The sequence below is a fragment of the Pseudomonas sp. B19(2017) genome (genome assembly GCF_002113165.1).
Lineage (GTDB): Bacteria > Pseudomonadota > Gammaproteobacteria > Pseudomonadales > Pseudomonadaceae > Aquipseudomonas.
Map to the genome: position 1 here is coordinate 174291 of NZ_NEJR01000001.1, position 14761 is coordinate 189051.

Below are 14761 nucleotides of genomic sequence, written 5' to 3' on the forward strand. Positions count from 1 at the left end.
TTAGCTGGCACAGGGGGTTCAATGTAGCGGCTGGGGCCGCAAAAGCAAAGTGTGGCGGACTTATTGCGGTCCCTGTGGGAGCGGGCGTGCCCGCGAAGGGCTGCGCAGCAGCCCCGATCTCAACCCTTGCCGTTGGCCAATTGTGCCGGCGCGAAGTGACAGGTAAAGGTACTGCCATGCCCCGGCACGCTGCTGATCTCCAGCTTGCCGCGGTGGCGCATCAGCACATGCTTGACGATCGCCAGCCCCAGCCCGGTGCCGCCGGTATTCGACGCACGGCTGGAATCGACCCGGTAAAAGCGCTCGGTCAGGCGTGGCAGGTGCTTGGCATCGATGCCCACCCCCGAGTCCTGCACCGACAGGTGCGCGCCCTGGGCATCGGCCCACCAGCGGATACGGATGCTGCCTTCATCCTGGGTGTACTTGACCGCGTTGAACACCAGGTTGGAAAAGGCACTGCGCAGCTCCGACTCGCTGCCCTTCAACTGCACGCCGGGTGCGGCTTCCAGGGTGATGCGCTGGTTGCGCGGCCCGGACAGGGCCTGGGCGTCGTTCCTGATGGCGGCGAGCAAGGCATCGACCGCTACCGGCTGGTTGTCCGACGGGTAGTCGGTGGCCTCCAGCTTGGCCAACAGCAACAGGTCGTTGAGCAGCGTCTGCATACGCGAGCCTTGCTGGCTCATCTGCTGCAGGGCGCGGCTCCAGCGCGGGTTCACGTCCTCGACGTTGTCCAACAGGGTTTCCAGGTAGCCGGTGATCACCGTCAGCGGCGTGCGCAGCTCGTGGGACACGTTGGCGACGAAGTCCTTGCGCATCTGCTCCAGCTGGTGGATGCGGGTTACATCGCGCACCAGCATCAGGTGCTCGTTGTTGCCGTAGCGAGTGATGTGCAGCTGCACGCGCATGCGGTCGTTGATCGGCGAGGGGATTTCCAGCGGTTCAAGATAGCTGCCTGCCTCGAAGTATTCCTTGAAGCGCGGGTGGCGCACCAGGTTGGTCACCTGCTGGCCGCCGTCCTGCGGGGTCTTGAAGCCCAGCAGGGTCTCGGCGGCGCGGTTCCACCATTCCAGGTTGCCGTCGCTGTCGAGCATGATCACTGCGTCACGCAGCGCGGCTGTGGACTCCTGCACCCGATCGATCACCGCCTGCAGGCGCCCGCGTACGCGCTGGTCGCGGCGTTGCAGGTGGTAGATGCTGTCGAACACCTCGCCCCACAGGCCGTAGCCATCGGGCGGAGCTTCGTCGGGTTGGTGGTTGCGCAGCCAGTCATGCAGACGCAGCAGCTGCTTGAGGGTCCAGCCCAGGTAGAGCGCCAGGCCGATAGCCAGGCTCCAGCCATAGTAACCGCTGATCAGCCCGCCGATCAGGCAGACGGTGATCAGCAGCAGCAGGTGGCGAATCAGGGTCGCGTGCCAGTTCTGGTTCAATTGACGGTCCTTGTACGACGTGCAGCTTGGCGCTTTACAGCTCGATCAGCTCTTGGTCGAGAAGCGGTAGCCGGTGCCCCGGACGGTTTGTACCAGATTTTCGTAGGCCTCACCCAGCGCCTTGCGCAAGCGGCGGATGTGTACGTCGACGGTGCGTTCCTCGACATACACGTTACCTCCCCACACCTGGTCCAGCAGCTGGCCACGGGTGTAGGCGCGTTCCTGGTGGGTCATGAAGAACTGCAGCAGGCGGTACTCGGTGGGGCCCATTTCGGCGGGCTTGCCGTCGATGGTCACACGGTGGCTGATCGGGTCCAGCAGCAGGCCGCCGACTTCGATCGGTGCTTCGCTGTCGCTCGGGCCGGTGCGGCGTAGCACGGCTTTCAGGCGGGCGACCAGTTCACGCGGCGAGAAAGGCTTGGTGATGTAGTCGTCGGCGCCCACTTCCAGGCCCTGGATCTTGTTGTCTTCTTCACCCTTGGCGGTGAGCATGATGATCGGGATGTCGCCGGTCAGCTCGTCGCGCTTGAGGCGCCGGGCCAGCTCGATGCCGGAGGTACCCGGCAGCATCCAGTCGAGCAGGATCAGGTCCGGTTTTCGGTCGACGATGATCGCGTGGGCTTGCTGGGAATTTTCCGCTTCCAGGCAGTCATAGCCGGCCATTTCCAGGGCAACGGCGATCATCTCGCGAATCGGCGCTTCGTCGTCGACGATCAGAATGTTCCTGCCAACCATGCTCAAAACCTCTCCTGGATACGGTGTCTTGGCCCGCATTAGATAACGGAATTATTGCAGCTGTGTGACAGGGTGTTGGCCGTTATGGCGACATTCCGTGACTGAACTAGGCTTTAAAGGCCGTAGTTGTGGCAAACGGAACTCAATCCCCCCCGAAACAATGGTGAATCCAATGACACGACAAACGCTGAGCTGGATGGCCCTTTTCACTGCGCTGGCGCTCCCGGGGGTGGCCTTGGCCGACCATGCGATGGAGAAGGGCGGCATGTTGGTCGATCATGCCGGCATGACCCTGTACACCTTCGACAAGGATGCGGGCGGCAAGTCGATGTGCAATGGCGAATGCGCCAGCAACTGGCCGCCGCTGATGGTCAAGGCCAATGACGAACCGGCCAAGGGCAAGTGGACGGTGGTGATGCGCGATGACGGCAGCAAGCAGTGGGCCTATGACGGCAAGCCGCTGTACACCTTCATCAAGGACAAGAAGGCCGGGGACAAGACCGGTGATGGCGTGAAGGACGTCTGGCATATCGCCAAGCCTTGAGATCCCGGGGCCGCGTTGCGGCCCATCGCGACACAAGGCCGCACCTCAGGAGTGCGCGATCCCCTGTAGGAGCGGCCTTGTGTCGCGAAAGGGCTGCAAAGCAGCCCCCTGAATCCTCAGCGCAATGCGTAATCCAGCACCACTCCGATGAACACCAGCATCCCCGCCCAGTGGTTGTGCAGAAACGCCTTGAAGCACGATTCCCGGTCCAGCCTGCGCGTCGACCAGTACTCCCAGGCAAAGCACGCCGCCGCGCCCAGCAGCCCCAGGTGGAACCAGCCACCCAGCTCGAACCGGCTGCCGGCCAGCAACAGGCAGCCCAGCGACAGCAGCTGCAAGGTCAGGATGATAGTGCGGTCGGCGTCGCCGAACAGGATCGCGGTCGATTTCACGCCAATCTTCAAGTCGTCATCACGGTCGACCATGGCGTAGTAGGTGTCGTAACCCACCGTCCACAGCAAGTTGGCGATATATAGCAGCCAGGCACTGGCCGGCAGCTCGCCGCCCGCTGCGGTAAAGGCCATGGGAATGCCCCATGAATACGCCGCCCCCAGCACCACCTGCGGGTAATAGGTGTAGCGCTTCATGAACGGGTAGCAGAATGCCAGTGCCACTGCGCCGAATGACAGCCACACCGTGCGGCTGTTGGTGCACAGCACCAGCAGGAAGCTCACGCCGACCAGGATGGCGAACAGTGCCAGTGCTTCGCGCGGGCGGACCCGGCCACTGGCCAGGGGGCGGTCGGCGGTGCGTTTGACGTGGCCGTCCACCTTGCGGTCGGCAAAATCGTTGATGCAGCAGCCTGCGGCGCGCATCAGCACCACGCCGAGGCCGAAGATCAGCACGTTGGCCAGGGTGGGTGAGCCGTTGCCGGCAATCCACACTGCCGACAAGGTCGGCCACAGCAGCAGGTAGATACCAATCGGCCGGTCCATGCGGCTGAGCTGGACGAAGTCCCAGGCCCGCGGGTGCAGGCGGTTGAGCGACTTCAGCAGGTGCAGGTACATCAGCGGTTTTCCTCCTTGGCCGCTTGCCACAATGCTGGCAGGAACACCTCTGCCACCAGCAGGTCCAGGCCGCCACGTTCGAAGCGCGAACGGCGGCCCCACAGCGCCGCACGGGCGGCATCGCTCGGCAGCCAGGCCTGTGGATAACTGCACACCTCGATGGGGTGGCGGATGAACGCCTGGTCGCAGAAAAGCAGCTCGCCCAGCGAGCGGCTGCCCAGGGTTTCCAGGTCCAGCCCGCCGCGCTCCAGGGCGCTGCGGCTGGCGACGCTGCGGGCGAATACCCAGGGTTGGCCATAGCCGCGCAGGTACACCTCACGCACCCAACCCTCGGCGCCGGCGGCGATGCCCAGTGCCTGGCATTCGTCATCGCGCAGCGGCTGCCAGCCCTCGAACAGCGGGGTGACGGAGAAGTGATCATTGGACAGGCGGGTCAGGCGACGGGTCAGCGAGCCCTCGTCGAACAGCCAGTCAAGGGTAGGCTGGTCGATATCGGTCGCCAGCCGTGAATACGGCAGCCACGCGACAGCGGCTGCTTGCGGGGATTCGTACGACACGTCGGTCTGCTTGTTACAACCAGAGAGGCGGCGAGCTTAGCATGATTGCCCCGACTGCTTGCATACTGCTGGCAGGGCCGCTACAAAGCCCCACGCATTGCGCGCTGGCCTTTTCGCGGGCGCGCCCGCTCCCACAGGTTATGCACAACGCCTGTGGGAGCGGGCGTGCCCGCGAAGAGGCCATCAGCAGCAACACGAAGCCCCAGCCTGAACCGAGGAAACCCACCCCCCATGAAAAAGTGGCAATGTATTGTCTGCGGCCTGATCTACGACGAAGCCGAAGGCTGGCCCGACGACGGCATCACCCCCGGCACCCGCTGGGAAGACGTGCCTGAAGACTGGCTGTGCCCCGACTGCGGTGTCGGCAAGAGCGACTTTGAAATGATCTCCATCGGCTAATCGAGGAAAGCACGACATGACGTCCCCTGTGGTAATCATCGGTACCGGCCTTGCGGGCTACAACCTGGCCCGTGAATTTCGCAAGCTCGATGCGCAGACGCCGCTGCTGCTGATCACCGCCGATGACGGTCGTTCCTACTCCAAGCCCATGCTGTCCACCGGCTTTGCCAAGCAGAAAGACGCCGATGGCCTGTGCATGGCCGAGCCGGGCGCCATGGCCGAGCAACTGAACGCCGAGATTCGCACCCATACCCGCATTAGCGGTATCGACCCGGGCCACAAGCGCCTGTGGATTGGAGAGGAGGCGGTGGAGTACCGCGACCTGGTGCTGGCCTGGGGTGCGCAGACCGTGCAGGTGCCGATCGAAGGCGATGGCGGCGATCGGGTGTTCCCGATCAATGACCTGGAAGACTACGCGCGTTTCCGTGCCGCCGCCGTCGGTAAACAGCGTGTGCTGGTCCTCGGTGCCGGTCTGATCGGCTGCGAATTCGCCAACGACCTGAGTCTGGGTGGCTTCCAGGTCGATGTGGTAGCGCCCTGCGAGCAAGTGATGCCGACCCTGCTGCACCCGGCCGCTGCCTCTGCCGTGCAGGCTGGGCTGCAAGACCTCGGCGTGCGCTTTCACCTGGGCCCGGTGCTGACTCGCCTGCAGCAGGTGGCCCAGGGCCTGGAGGCACACCTGTCCGATGGCAGCGTAATCGCTTGCGATCTGGTGGTTTCGGCTATTGGCCTGCGCCCGCGCACCGACCTGGCTGCCGCCGCCGGCCTGCAGACCAACCGGGGCGTTTGCGTGGATCGCCAGTTGCGTACGTCCCACGCCAACATCTTTGCCCTTGGCGATTGTGCAGAGGTCGATGGCATCAACCTGCTCTATGTGATGCCGCTGATGAGCTGTGCCCGGGCCCTGGCGCAAACCCTGGCCGGCAAGCCGACAACGGTCGCCTACGGGCCGATGCCGATAACCGTGAAAACCCCGGCCTGCCCGCTGGTGGTATCGCCGCCGCCACAGGGGCACGAAGGCACTTGGCAGGTGGAGGGGCAGGGCAGTGACCTCAAGGTGCTTTGCCTTGATGCAGACGGCAAGCTGCTGGGCTACGCCCTCACCGGGGCGGCCGTGATGGAAAAGCTGGCCCTGAATCGCCAGCTACCGGCCGTGATGGCGTAAATAGCGGGCGTTCTGTCGGATTTATCCTGTTGTTGCTCGCACAATGGCCGCCCAGATACTGGCGCGGCCCCGGTGCACGTGCCATTCTCACTTCCGTCTGCCGCAGATTAGAGCCTGCGGTGCCTTGAGCGCTGCTCGCAGGGCAGCACGGCATAACAACAAGAATTCCGTCAAAGAGGCTTCACTATGCGCAAACCAGAACTCGCCGCCGTCATCGCCGAAAAGGCCGATCTGACCAAGGAAAAGGCCAATCAGGTTTTGAACGCGATTCTCGACAGCATCACGGGTGCCCTGGACAAGGACACCGTGACCCTTGTCGGTTTCGGCACCTTCGAAAAACGTCATCGCGGTGCGCGTACCGGCAAGAACCCGCAAACCGGCGAGCCGGTGAAGATCAAGGCCAGCAATACCGTGGCCTTCAAGCCAGGCAAGAATCTGCGCGACAGCGTCAACATCCCCGTCAAGGCGGCCAAGAAAGGCAAGTGATCGCTCACTGACATCCCAGTGTCAGCCAAGCGGGCGCCTCGGGGCGCCCGTTGTGCTTTCTGTAGGCAAAATGTTTCGAAACTGCATAAATAGTTCCTGAAAAGGATAAACTGCGTGCCTTAGTCACTTTTAATTCGAGGCGCGTTGATGAAGTTCCGCTTTCTTCTCTGGGCCATGGGGCTGTTGATGGCCAGGGCCAGCCGCAACAACCCGGCTTTCCAGCAGCAGCTCAAGGGCAAGGACCTGGTGTTCCAGATGCAGACCCTGGACGGCAAGGTCGCCCGGCACTTCATCGTCAACAACGAACGCATCAGCAGCAAGGGCGGTGCGCACCCGCAGCCGGCGTTCGCCATTGCCTTCAAGGATGCGGCCTACGGCTTCGCTACCATGCAGGCAGGTAACAAGCAGTTGGCGTTCATGCAGGGGATTCAGGACAAGAACATCCAGATCAAGGGCAATCCGGCGTTGGTAATGTGGTTTCAGGGGTTGATGAAGTACCTGAAGCCGAAGAAGAAGGGCTGAAAACCCGACGGGGATGTTGACGCTTTACCTGTGGGAGCGGGCATGCCCGCGAAACAAACGACGCGGTGTATGGCACCGGCTTCGCCGGTGTTCGCGGGCACGCCCGCTCCCACAGGTTACGCGTTGATGCTTAATGCGGTGCATGGAACTGCGCAGCCAGCTCGCGCAGCAGGTTCTCGGCTTCGAGCACCTTGTTCACCACCTCCTCCGCCTTTTCCCGGGTAATCCCCAGCCGCTCCAGCAGCTCGTCAGGGATTTCCTGTTGCGGCCCCGAGCCGATACCCCGCGAGCGCAGCAGGCGGGTGGCCAGGCACACCAGGTTGGGGAAGGCCGAAAACTCGCCGTCATAGACCGGGTCGTGCTGGAAGCGCAGCGCGGTAGACAGTTCTTCCGGCATATCCCACAGCTTCATCAGCCAGGCACCGATCTGTTCGCGGCTGATGCCCAGCAGGTGTTGTTCCACGTAGGTGTGGCACAGGTGCGGGTTGACCTCCAGGTGGCGGCAGATCAGCGAGAAGTGTGGCGGAAACACGTGTGCCAACAGCAAGTAGCCGAAATTGTGCAGCAGCCCGGCCAGGTAGGTCAGGCCAGCTTCCGGGCGTTCGGCGCGCGGCATGGCACGGGTCAGGCCATCGATGACTGCAGCCGTGTAGATCGACTGCTGCCAGTACGGGGTGGCCTGCTGCGGGTGGTCTTTCGGCAGGCTCAGGGTCTTGCCCAGTGCGAGGCCCAAGGCCAGGTTGATCACCAGGTCGAAACCCAGCACACGCACGATGGCATCTTCCACAGAGCGAATCTTGTGGCTCGAGCCGTAGTAGGGCGATGCCGCCCAGCTCACCACCTGTGCCGCCAGCGCCGGGTCGGTCTCGACCACGCCAGTGATGTCGTCGACACTGGCGTTGGGGTCTACCCGCAGCTTGATGATCTTTTGCGCGGTGTCGGCCAGTGGCGGGATTTCGATGGTTTCTTCCAGGCGCTTCTGAATGCGCCTGGCGGTGAAGGCCTGCACTGCCTGGGTGATTTCCCGAGTGTCGTCATCGGGGCGGTTGAGGTTGGGGCTGATGGCCTCGACCTCCTGGCCGAAGCTGCTGGCGCTGGCCTTGACCAGCATGCGCTTGAAGTGCGCGCGGTCGATTTCCAGTAGCAGGCCGGCTTCACCGGACTGGATGAACACGCTATCGGCGTCGAGCAGGCTCTTTTCGTACTGGCACGGCGAGCTTGTCAGCGCCGGGATGGCCGGCAGGGCCTTGAGCTGATGCTTGTCCAGCATCTGCTTCAGGCGCGGCACCGACACCGCTGTGAGCTTGCGACCGGTCAGTTCGGCCAGGCGGTCAAGGTCCAGCAGCTGGCTTTGCGGGAACAGCACCATCAGGGCGCCGACCTCGTCATCGAGCAGCACGGCCTGCACCCGCGACGCTGGCGGCAGGTGTGGATGCTCGACCACCTCGCGGTAGGCCACGCCGAGTTTGTCGAGCAGCAGCCGGATGACCGAGGGAGCGTGGGGGGGCGCGGTGTCCAGGGCAACTTCAGTCATGGTCCGTATCCACTGATTCGATAAACGCGAAGTATAACCAGCCTCGGGATAAAACTGGATCCATTATGGGACTAGCGTCACACTTGGCCATATTGCTGACCATGGCGCAGCCAGCGGTCGAGCAGAGGGCTGACGTGTTCCGGCCAGCGTGCGATCAGGGCCTGGGCGGCGTCACGTACGGCCGGCAGCAGGTCGGCGTCGCGCATAAGGTCGGCGACCTTGAACTGCAAAAGACCGGTCTGGCGGGTGCCGAGCATCTCGCCCGGCCCACGCAACTCCAGGTCTTTCTCGGCGATGATGAAGCCGTCGTTGGTTTCCCGCATGATCCCTAACCGCTCGCGGCCGATCTGCGACAGTGGCGGGTGATACAGCAGCACGCAATGGCTGACGGCACTGCCGCGGCCAACCCGGCCGCGCAGCTGGTGCAACTGGGCCAGGCCCAGGCGCTCGGGGTTCTCGATGATCATCAGGCTGGCGTTGGGCACGTCCACACCCACCTCGATGACCGTGGTGGCCACCAGCAACTGCAGGTTGCCGGCCTTGAACTCGGCCATGATCTCGGCCTTTTCCGCCGGTTTCATGCGCCCGTGGATCAGCCCCACCCGCAACTCGCCCAAGGCGCTGCCCAGCTCCTCGTAGGTGCTTTCGGCGGCCTGGCAGGTCAGTTCTTCGGATTCTTCGATCAGGGTGCACACCCAGTAGGCCTGGCGCCCTTCGGCGCAGGCCGCACGCACCCGCTCGACCACTTCGAAGCGTCGGCTGTCGGCCACCAGCACGGTGTTTACCGGCGTGCGCCCGGGTGGCAGTTCGTCGAGCACCGAGGTGTCCAGGTCGGCGTAGGCGCTCATGGCCAGGGTGCGCGGAATGGGCGTGGCGGTCATGATCAGCTGATGCGGGCACAGCTCGCCGGCTACGCCCTTCTTGCGCAGTGCCAGGCGTTGCTGCACACCAAAACGGTGCTGTTCATCGATGATCGCCAGGGCCAGGTGCTTGAACTTCACCTCTTCCTGGAACAGCGCATGGGTGCCGACCACCATGGGTGCACCGTTGGCGATCTGCTCCAGGGCGGCTGCCCGGGCCTTGCCCTTGAGCTTGCCGGCCAGCCAGGCGACTTCGATGCCCAGCGGTTCGAGCCAGCGCTTGAAGGTGATGTAGTGCTGCTCGGCGAGGATTTCGGTGGGCGCCATCAAGGCCACCTGGTAGCCGGCCTCAAGGGCCTGCAGCGCGGCCAGGGCTGCGACCACGGTCTTGCCGGCGCCCACATCGCCCTGCACCAGACGCATCATCGGCTCATGCTGGCTGAGGTCGTAGGCAATTTCGTTAGCCACCCGTTGCTGCGCGCCAGTCGGCTGGAAGCCCAGGTTGGCCAGGTACTGCGCCGGCAGGCGCTGGGCTTTGGGCAGGACTGGCGCGCGCAGGCTGCGCAGGCTTTCACGCAGGCGTTGCTGCGAAAGCTGGTGGGTCAGCAGTTCTTCGAAGGCCAGGCGGTGCTGGGCCCAGTGCTGGCCTTCGGCAAGTTCGTCGAGGTCGGCGTCGGCCGGCGGGTTGTGCAGGTAGCGGATGGCATCGTCCAGCGGTGCCAGCTGGTAATCCCGGGCCAGTTCGTCGGGCAGCCAGTCCGGCAGGCTGCGCGGGCCGAGCAGCCCCAGGCTCTGCTGGCACAACAGGCGCAGGCGTTGCTGGGTAAGCCCTTCGGTTGACGGGTAGATCGGCGTCAGGGTCTGCTCGACCGGTGGCGGCGGTTCTTCGCCATTCAGCGCGCGGTATTCCGGGTGGTAGATTTCCAGGCCGGAAGCACCGGGGCGGGCTTCGCCGTAGCAGCGCAGGTGGGTGCCACGCTTGAGGCCTTCTTTCTGGGCGTTGCTGAAGTGGTAGAAGCGCAGGCTCAGTACGCCAGTGCCGTCACCCAGGCGCACAACCAGGCTGCGGCGCTTGCCCATGGTCACGTCGGCGCCGCTGACCACGCCTTCGATCACTGCGTCCTGGCCCGGGCGCAACTGGCCGATCGGTACGACGCGGGTGCGGTCCTGGTAGCGCAGGGGCAGATGGAACAGCACGTCCTGCAGGTTCTCCAGGCCGACCTTGGCGAGTTTCTCCGCCATGGCCTCGCCAACCCCCTTGAGTACCGTGACCGGGACCTTCGACAGCTCACTCATGACTCAGGCCGGCTGTTCCGCAGGGGTTTTGGCGACCGAGCACAGGCGGATCGAGTCGGCGAGGATCTCGATGGCCTTCGGCCGCGGGAAGCTAGCGCGCCAGGCGATGGCCACGGTGCGGAATGGAGCCGGTGCGGTCAGTGGGCGAACCTCGATGACGCCGGGGGCGTAGTGGTGGCTGTGCACCGCCGACAGTGGCAGGATCGACACGCCAAGGCCCGAGGCCACCATGTGACGGATGGTTTCCAGCGAGCTGGACTCCACCGTGGTGTGCCTGGAGCCTTCACCGCCCTTGTTCAGCGTTGGGCAGGCTTCCAGTACCTGGTCGCGGAAGCAGTGGCCTTCACCGAGCAGCAACAGGCTCTTGTCGTTTAGCATGGCGGTGTCGATGGTCTTTTTCGCCGTCCACGGGTGGTCGGCCGGCATCAGGGCGCAGAACGGCTCGTCGTACAGCGGCAGGGTCAGCACGTCGGCTTCGTTGAACGGCAGGGCGATGATCACCGCGTCCAGTTCGCCGTTGCGCAGCTTTTCGCGCAGTACATGGGTGAAGTTCTCTTCGATGTACAGCGGCATCTGCGGTGCCACGCGGTGCAGCTGCGGAATCAGGTGCGGGAACAGGTACGGGCCGACGGTGTAGATGGCGCCGACCTTGAGCGGGGCGGTGAGCTGGTTCTTGCCGGCCTGGGCCAGCTCGCGAATGCCCTGGGCCTGCTCCAGTACCTTTTGCGCCTGGGCGACGATGCTTTCACCGACCGGGGTCAGGCGGACCGCGCTCTTGCTGCGTTCGAAGATCAAAACGCCAAGCTCATCCTCGAGCTTCTTCACACCGACCGACAAGGTCGGCTGGCTCACGTGACAGCGCTCGGCGGCATGGCCGAAGTGCTGTTCCTGGGCAAGTGTGACGATGTAGCGTAATTCTGTGAGGGTCATAACGTGCGTCCATGAAGTTGCGAGCCCAGCATAGCGGCTGCAATCGATAGACGCACGTTATCAGACTTGCCGATTTGTGACAGAAGCAAAAGTCTTAGCGGCGGTCCAGCGAGTAGACGAACGGTGCCACGACCTCGATCGTGCCATTGTTCAGCAACTCGGGTGGCGGCTTGGGTACCGTGCCGGCCCGACGGATCATTTCCAGGGTCGCCCGGTCCAGGGCGGCACTGCCCGAGCCACCGGCCATGGAGTACGACACCACCTTGCCTTCGGCGTCGACCACGAAGCGCAGGCGGTTGATGCCCTGCAGGCCGCGGCGGCGTGCGTCTTCCGGGTAGCGCTTGTACTTGGCCAGGTGACGCAGCAGGTCGCTCTGCCAGGTCGGCAGGGCGTTGCTGTTGGACGCAATGCTTGGCGCCGGTGCCGCCGACTTCTGCGGTGGCGTGTTGCTGGGCGGTGCGTCTACCGTCTGTTCGGTCGGAGGTGCTTCCTTCGGCGGCTCAGGCTTTTTCTCGGGCTTGGGCGGCTGCGGCTTGGCCTTTGGCTTGGGCGGCTTGGGTATGGCGATCTTGGGTTTGGGGGCCTCGGCCAGCTTCGGCAGCGGCGGTTCCTCGACCGGTGCCGGTGGCTGCGGGGCCGCTTTTGGCGGTGGTGGTGGCGCAGGCTCCGGCAACGGTGCCAGCTCGACCATCATGGCTGCCGGGGGCAGCTCGATAGCCTGGGGCACCGACCAGTTGAGCGTCAGCAGCACGGCGACCACGTGCACGCCCAGCACGATCGCCAGGCTGCCACCGTAGCGCGCCATGTTCGAGCGCGTTCTTGTCATTTCTTGGCTGCCGTCTCGAGACCTACCAGACCGACTTTCAGGTAGCCGGCCGCGCGCATGTTGTTCATCACCTCCATCAGGTCACCGTAATCCACGCCTTTGTCAGCCTGGAAGAAGATGGTGGTTTCCTTGTCCCCCTTGGTTTTGGCATCGAGCATCGGGCCAAGCTGGTCGGGGGCCGGGACCTGATCGTCGCCGACGTACAGCTTCTGGTCGGCCTTGACGCTGACGAACACCGGTTTCTCGGGCCTCGGCGCCGGCTTGGCGGTCGAGGCGGGCAGATCGACCTTGATGTCGACTGTGGCCAGAGGGGCTGCAACCATGAAGATGATCAGCAGCACCAGCATCACGTCGATGAACGGCGTAACGTTGATTTCGTGGTTTTCGGCGAGGTCGTCGCCACCTTCGTTGAGATGCAGGCCCATGGCTTACCCCACTTTCACCATGTGCGGGGCAACACGGTCGCTGCCCTGGTGGTCCAGGTCACGGCTGACCAGCAGCAGCACCTGGGCGGAGGCGTCGGACACCTGTGCCTTGTAGCCAGCAATGGAGCGGGCGAAGACGTTGTAGATGACCACGGCCGGAATTGCTGCGACCAGGCCCAGGGCGGTGGCCAGCAGGGCCTCGGCGATACCCGGTGCAACCACGGCCAGGTTGGTGGTCTGGGTCTTGGCGATGCCGATGAAGCTGTTCATGATACCCCATACGGTACCGAACAGGCCGACGAATGGCGCAGTGGAGCCGATGGTGGCAAGTACGCCGGTGCCGCTGCTCATGGTACGACCGCTGGCGTGTACCAGGCGCTCCAGGCGGAAGCTGACGCGCTCCTTGATGCCTTCTTTTTCGCGAGCGTTGGCCGACAGGCGCATCTCTTCGAGTGCATCGTGGACCAGCGTGTGGGCCAGGGTGCCTTCCTTGTTGGAAACCTCGCTGGCTTCCTTGAGGCTGGCGGACTTCTTCAGCTGGGCGATTTCACTACGCAGGCGACGCTTGGCGCCCATCAGCTCGAAGCCTTTGGCAATCCAGATGGTCCAGGTGATGATGGAGGCGATGGCCAGGCCGATCATGACCGCCTTCACCACCACGTCGGCGTTCTTGTACATGCCCCATGGGGACAGGTCGTGGGCCATGCCCAGCGAGGTGTCTTCAACCAGGGCTTCGACGCTCGGGTCTACCGCGACCGGGGCATCAGCCGGGGTGGCGGTAGCTGCGCCGTCAGCCGGTGCTGCGACTGGAGCGGCTGCCGGAGCAGCTGGTGCAGTAGCGGCTGCAGGCGTGGCAGCATTGGCGGTTGGCTCATCGGCCATGGCCACCGGGGCCAGCACCAGGCTGAGTGTCAGCGCGGCGATGGCGCTCCAGGCGCGCGACGGGGTTGGCGAAGCGGAAGGTTGAGTACGTGTCATGCTGGCCGGACCTGATGAAGAATGAAGTTAACGTTCTCCAAGGCCTCGAGGTAGGCCGAGAACAATTTGGCGGCCATTATTGCAAGTAATTCTTGTTAACAAAAGTAATCTTGTTGCTTTTTTCGCCTATGGTCTACCCATCCATCGTGTAGCGTGGTCGGGCTGATCAATTGGTCTAGGGAGTTCAGAGATGTCAGACCTTTCCGTGATGGTGGTGGGTTGTGGTGATGTAGGCGGGCGCCTTGCCCGGCAGATGCTTGCGCGCGGCTGGCAGGTGAGTGGCCTGCGCCGCTCGGTCGGGCAGTTGCCTGCCGGGGTCGTGCCGGTGGCTGCGGACTTGTCCGAGCCATCGATTCCCGACGCCTGGCCGCAGCGCGCGCCGGACTACCTGGTGTATTGCGTGGCGGCCAGCCAGCACGACGAAGCGGGTTACCAGGCGGCGTATGTCGACGGTTTGCGCCATGTGCTGGCCTGGCTGGCCGAGCGCGGCCAGCGCCCACGACGCCTGCTGTTCGTGTCCAGCAGCAGCGTGTATGCACAGAAGGACGGCGAGTGGATCGAAGAAGGCGCCGCCACCGAGCCCGAAGGCTATTCCGGGCGGTTGATGCTGGAGGCTGAACGGCTGGCACTGGCCAGCGGCATCCCGGCCAGCGTGGTACGCCTGACTGGCATCTATGGCCCTGGCCGCGAGTGGCTACTCAGCCAGGTGCGCCAAGGCTACCGAGTGGCCGAGGAGCCACCGCTGTATGGCAATCGCATTCATGCCGAGGACGCAGCCAGCCTGCTGGCGTTCCTGTTGCAGGCCGATGCCGACGGCAAGGTGCTCGACGACTGCTACATCGGCGTCGACGACGACCCGGCGCCGCTGGCCGATGTGGTGGCCTGGCTGCGTGGGTACATGGGCGTTACCGAGTGGTCCGATGAGCAGCGCGTGCGGCGCACCGGCAGCAAGCGCTGCAGCAATGCCCGGGCGCGGGCATTGGGCTGGGCGCCGGTGTATCCGAGTTACAGGGAAGGCTACGCGGCAATCCTTGAGGGGAAAAACTAACCTTCAGGCTTGATGCGGTACC

General features: G+C 64.1%; 16 protein-coding genes. 6 read left to right on the forward strand and 10 right to left on the reverse strand.

Annotated elements, in window-relative coordinates:
- Positions 1 to 119: 119 nt before the first annotated feature.
- Together phoR and phoB are read right to left on the reverse strand one after the other, a co-directional pair.
- Positions 120 to 1427, reverse strand: coding sequence for a phosphate regulon sensor histidine kinase PhoR (gene phoR, locus CAF70_RS00865; protein ID WP_085621500.1), 1308 nt, complete (start codon positions 1425 to 1427; stop codon positions 120 to 122).
- 45 nt (positions 1428 to 1472) lie between these two features.
- Complete coding sequence (gene phoB, locus CAF70_RS00870) at positions 1473 to 2162, reverse strand: phosphate regulon transcriptional regulator PhoB (protein ID WP_003253341.1); 690 nt, start codon at positions 2160 to 2162, stop codon at positions 1473 to 1475.
- A gap of 172 nt (positions 2163 to 2334) precedes the next feature.
- Between phoB and CAF70_RS00875 the strand changes: the two genes are divergently transcribed.
- The gene (locus CAF70_RS00875) at positions 2335 to 2706 is read left to right on the forward strand and encodes a hypothetical protein (protein ID WP_085621501.1); all 372 of its coding nucleotides are present in this window, start codon (positions 2335 to 2337) and stop codon (positions 2704 to 2706) included.
- 116 nt (positions 2707 to 2822) lie between these two features.
- On the opposite strand, the gene ubiA is transcribed toward CAF70_RS00875, so the two are convergent.
- Positions 2823 to 3713: a 4-hydroxybenzoate octaprenyltransferase gene (gene ubiA, locus CAF70_RS00880; RefSeq protein ID WP_085621502.1), complete on the reverse strand. Its 891-nt coding sequence runs from the start codon at positions 3711 to 3713 to the stop codon at positions 2823 to 2825.
- On the reverse strand, positions 3713 to 4270 hold the full coding sequence (locus CAF70_RS00885; RefSeq protein ID WP_085621503.1) for a chorismate lyase: 558 nt from the start codon (positions 4268 to 4270) through the stop codon (positions 3713 to 3715). Before CAF70_RS00885 ends, ubiA begins: the two co-directional genes overlap by 1 nt.
- A 231-nt stretch (positions 4271 to 4501) precedes the next feature.
- On the opposite strand from CAF70_RS00885, the gene CAF70_RS00890 reads away from it, so the two are divergent.
- The 4 genes from CAF70_RS00890 (at position 4502) to CAF70_RS00905 (ending at position 6842) form a co-directional block, all read left to right on the forward strand.
- Positions 4502 to 4669: a rubredoxin gene (locus CAF70_RS00890; protein WP_085621504.1), complete on the forward strand. Its 168-nt coding sequence runs from the start codon at positions 4502 to 4504 to the stop codon at positions 4667 to 4669.
- Positions 4670 to 4685: 16 nt separating this feature from the next.
- Complete coding sequence (locus CAF70_RS00895) at positions 4686 to 5834, forward strand: NAD(P)/FAD-dependent oxidoreductase (protein WP_085621505.1); 1149 nt, start codon at positions 4686 to 4688, stop codon at positions 5832 to 5834.
- 186 nt (positions 5835 to 6020) lie between these two features.
- Positions 6021 to 6320 (forward strand): HU family DNA-binding protein, encoded by a 300-nt coding sequence (locus tag CAF70_RS00900; RefSeq protein WP_085621506.1) that lies wholly within the window; start codon positions 6021 to 6023, stop codon positions 6318 to 6320.
- A gap of 147 nt (positions 6321 to 6467) precedes the next feature.
- Positions 6468 to 6842 (forward strand): helicase, encoded by a 375-nt coding sequence (locus tag CAF70_RS00905; RefSeq protein ID WP_085621507.1) that lies wholly within the window; start codon positions 6468 to 6470, stop codon positions 6840 to 6842.
- Between the two features lie 130 nt (positions 6843 to 6972).
- Here CAF70_RS00905 and CAF70_RS00910 read toward each other — a convergent pair whose 3' ends face one another.
- The 6 genes from CAF70_RS00910 to exbB all read right to left on the reverse strand — a co-directional run bounded on the left by CAF70_RS00910 (position 6973) and on the right by exbB (position 13691).
- Entirely contained in the window at positions 6973 to 8376 is a 1404-nt protein-coding gene (locus CAF70_RS00910; RefSeq protein ID WP_085621508.1) for an aminoacyl-tRNA deacylase and HDOD domain-containing protein, read from the reverse strand.
- Positions 8377 to 8453: 77 nt separating this feature from the next.
- Positions 8454 to 10532 carry an ATP-dependent DNA helicase RecG gene (recG, locus tag CAF70_RS00915; protein WP_085621509.1) on the reverse strand — a complete coding sequence of 693 codons (2079 nt, stop codon included), beginning with the start codon at positions 10530 to 10532 and terminating at the stop codon, positions 8454 to 8456.
- A 3-nt stretch (positions 10533 to 10535) separates the two neighbouring features.
- On the reverse strand, positions 10536 to 11462 hold the full coding sequence (locus CAF70_RS00920) for a hydrogen peroxide-inducible genes activator (RefSeq protein ID WP_085621510.1): 927 nt from the start codon (positions 11460 to 11462) through the stop codon (positions 10536 to 10538).
- Between the two features lie 94 nt (positions 11463 to 11556).
- Positions 11557 to 12288 carry an energy transducer TonB gene (locus CAF70_RS00925; RefSeq protein WP_085588821.1) on the reverse strand — a complete coding sequence of 244 codons (732 nt, stop codon included), beginning with the start codon at positions 12286 to 12288 and terminating at the stop codon, positions 11557 to 11559.
- Complete coding sequence (gene exbD, locus CAF70_RS00930) at positions 12285 to 12713, reverse strand: TonB system transport protein ExbD (RefSeq protein WP_013974803.1); 429 nt, start codon at positions 12711 to 12713, stop codon at positions 12285 to 12287. Before exbD ends, CAF70_RS00925 begins: the two co-directional genes overlap by 4 nt.
- 3 nt (positions 12714 to 12716) lie before the next feature.
- The gene (gene exbB / locus CAF70_RS00935; protein ID WP_085621511.1) at positions 12717 to 13691 is read right to left on the reverse strand and encodes a tonB-system energizer ExbB; all 975 of its coding nucleotides are present in this window, start codon (positions 13689 to 13691) and stop codon (positions 12717 to 12719) included.
- A gap of 190 nt (positions 13692 to 13881) precedes the next feature.
- Here exbB and CAF70_RS00940 point away from each other — a divergent pair, with 190 nt between their 5' ends.
- Complete coding sequence (locus tag CAF70_RS00940) at positions 13882 to 14739, forward strand: SDR family oxidoreductase (RefSeq protein WP_085621512.1); 858 nt, start codon at positions 13882 to 13884, stop codon at positions 14737 to 14739.
- Positions 14740 to 14761 lie beyond the last annotated feature (22 nt).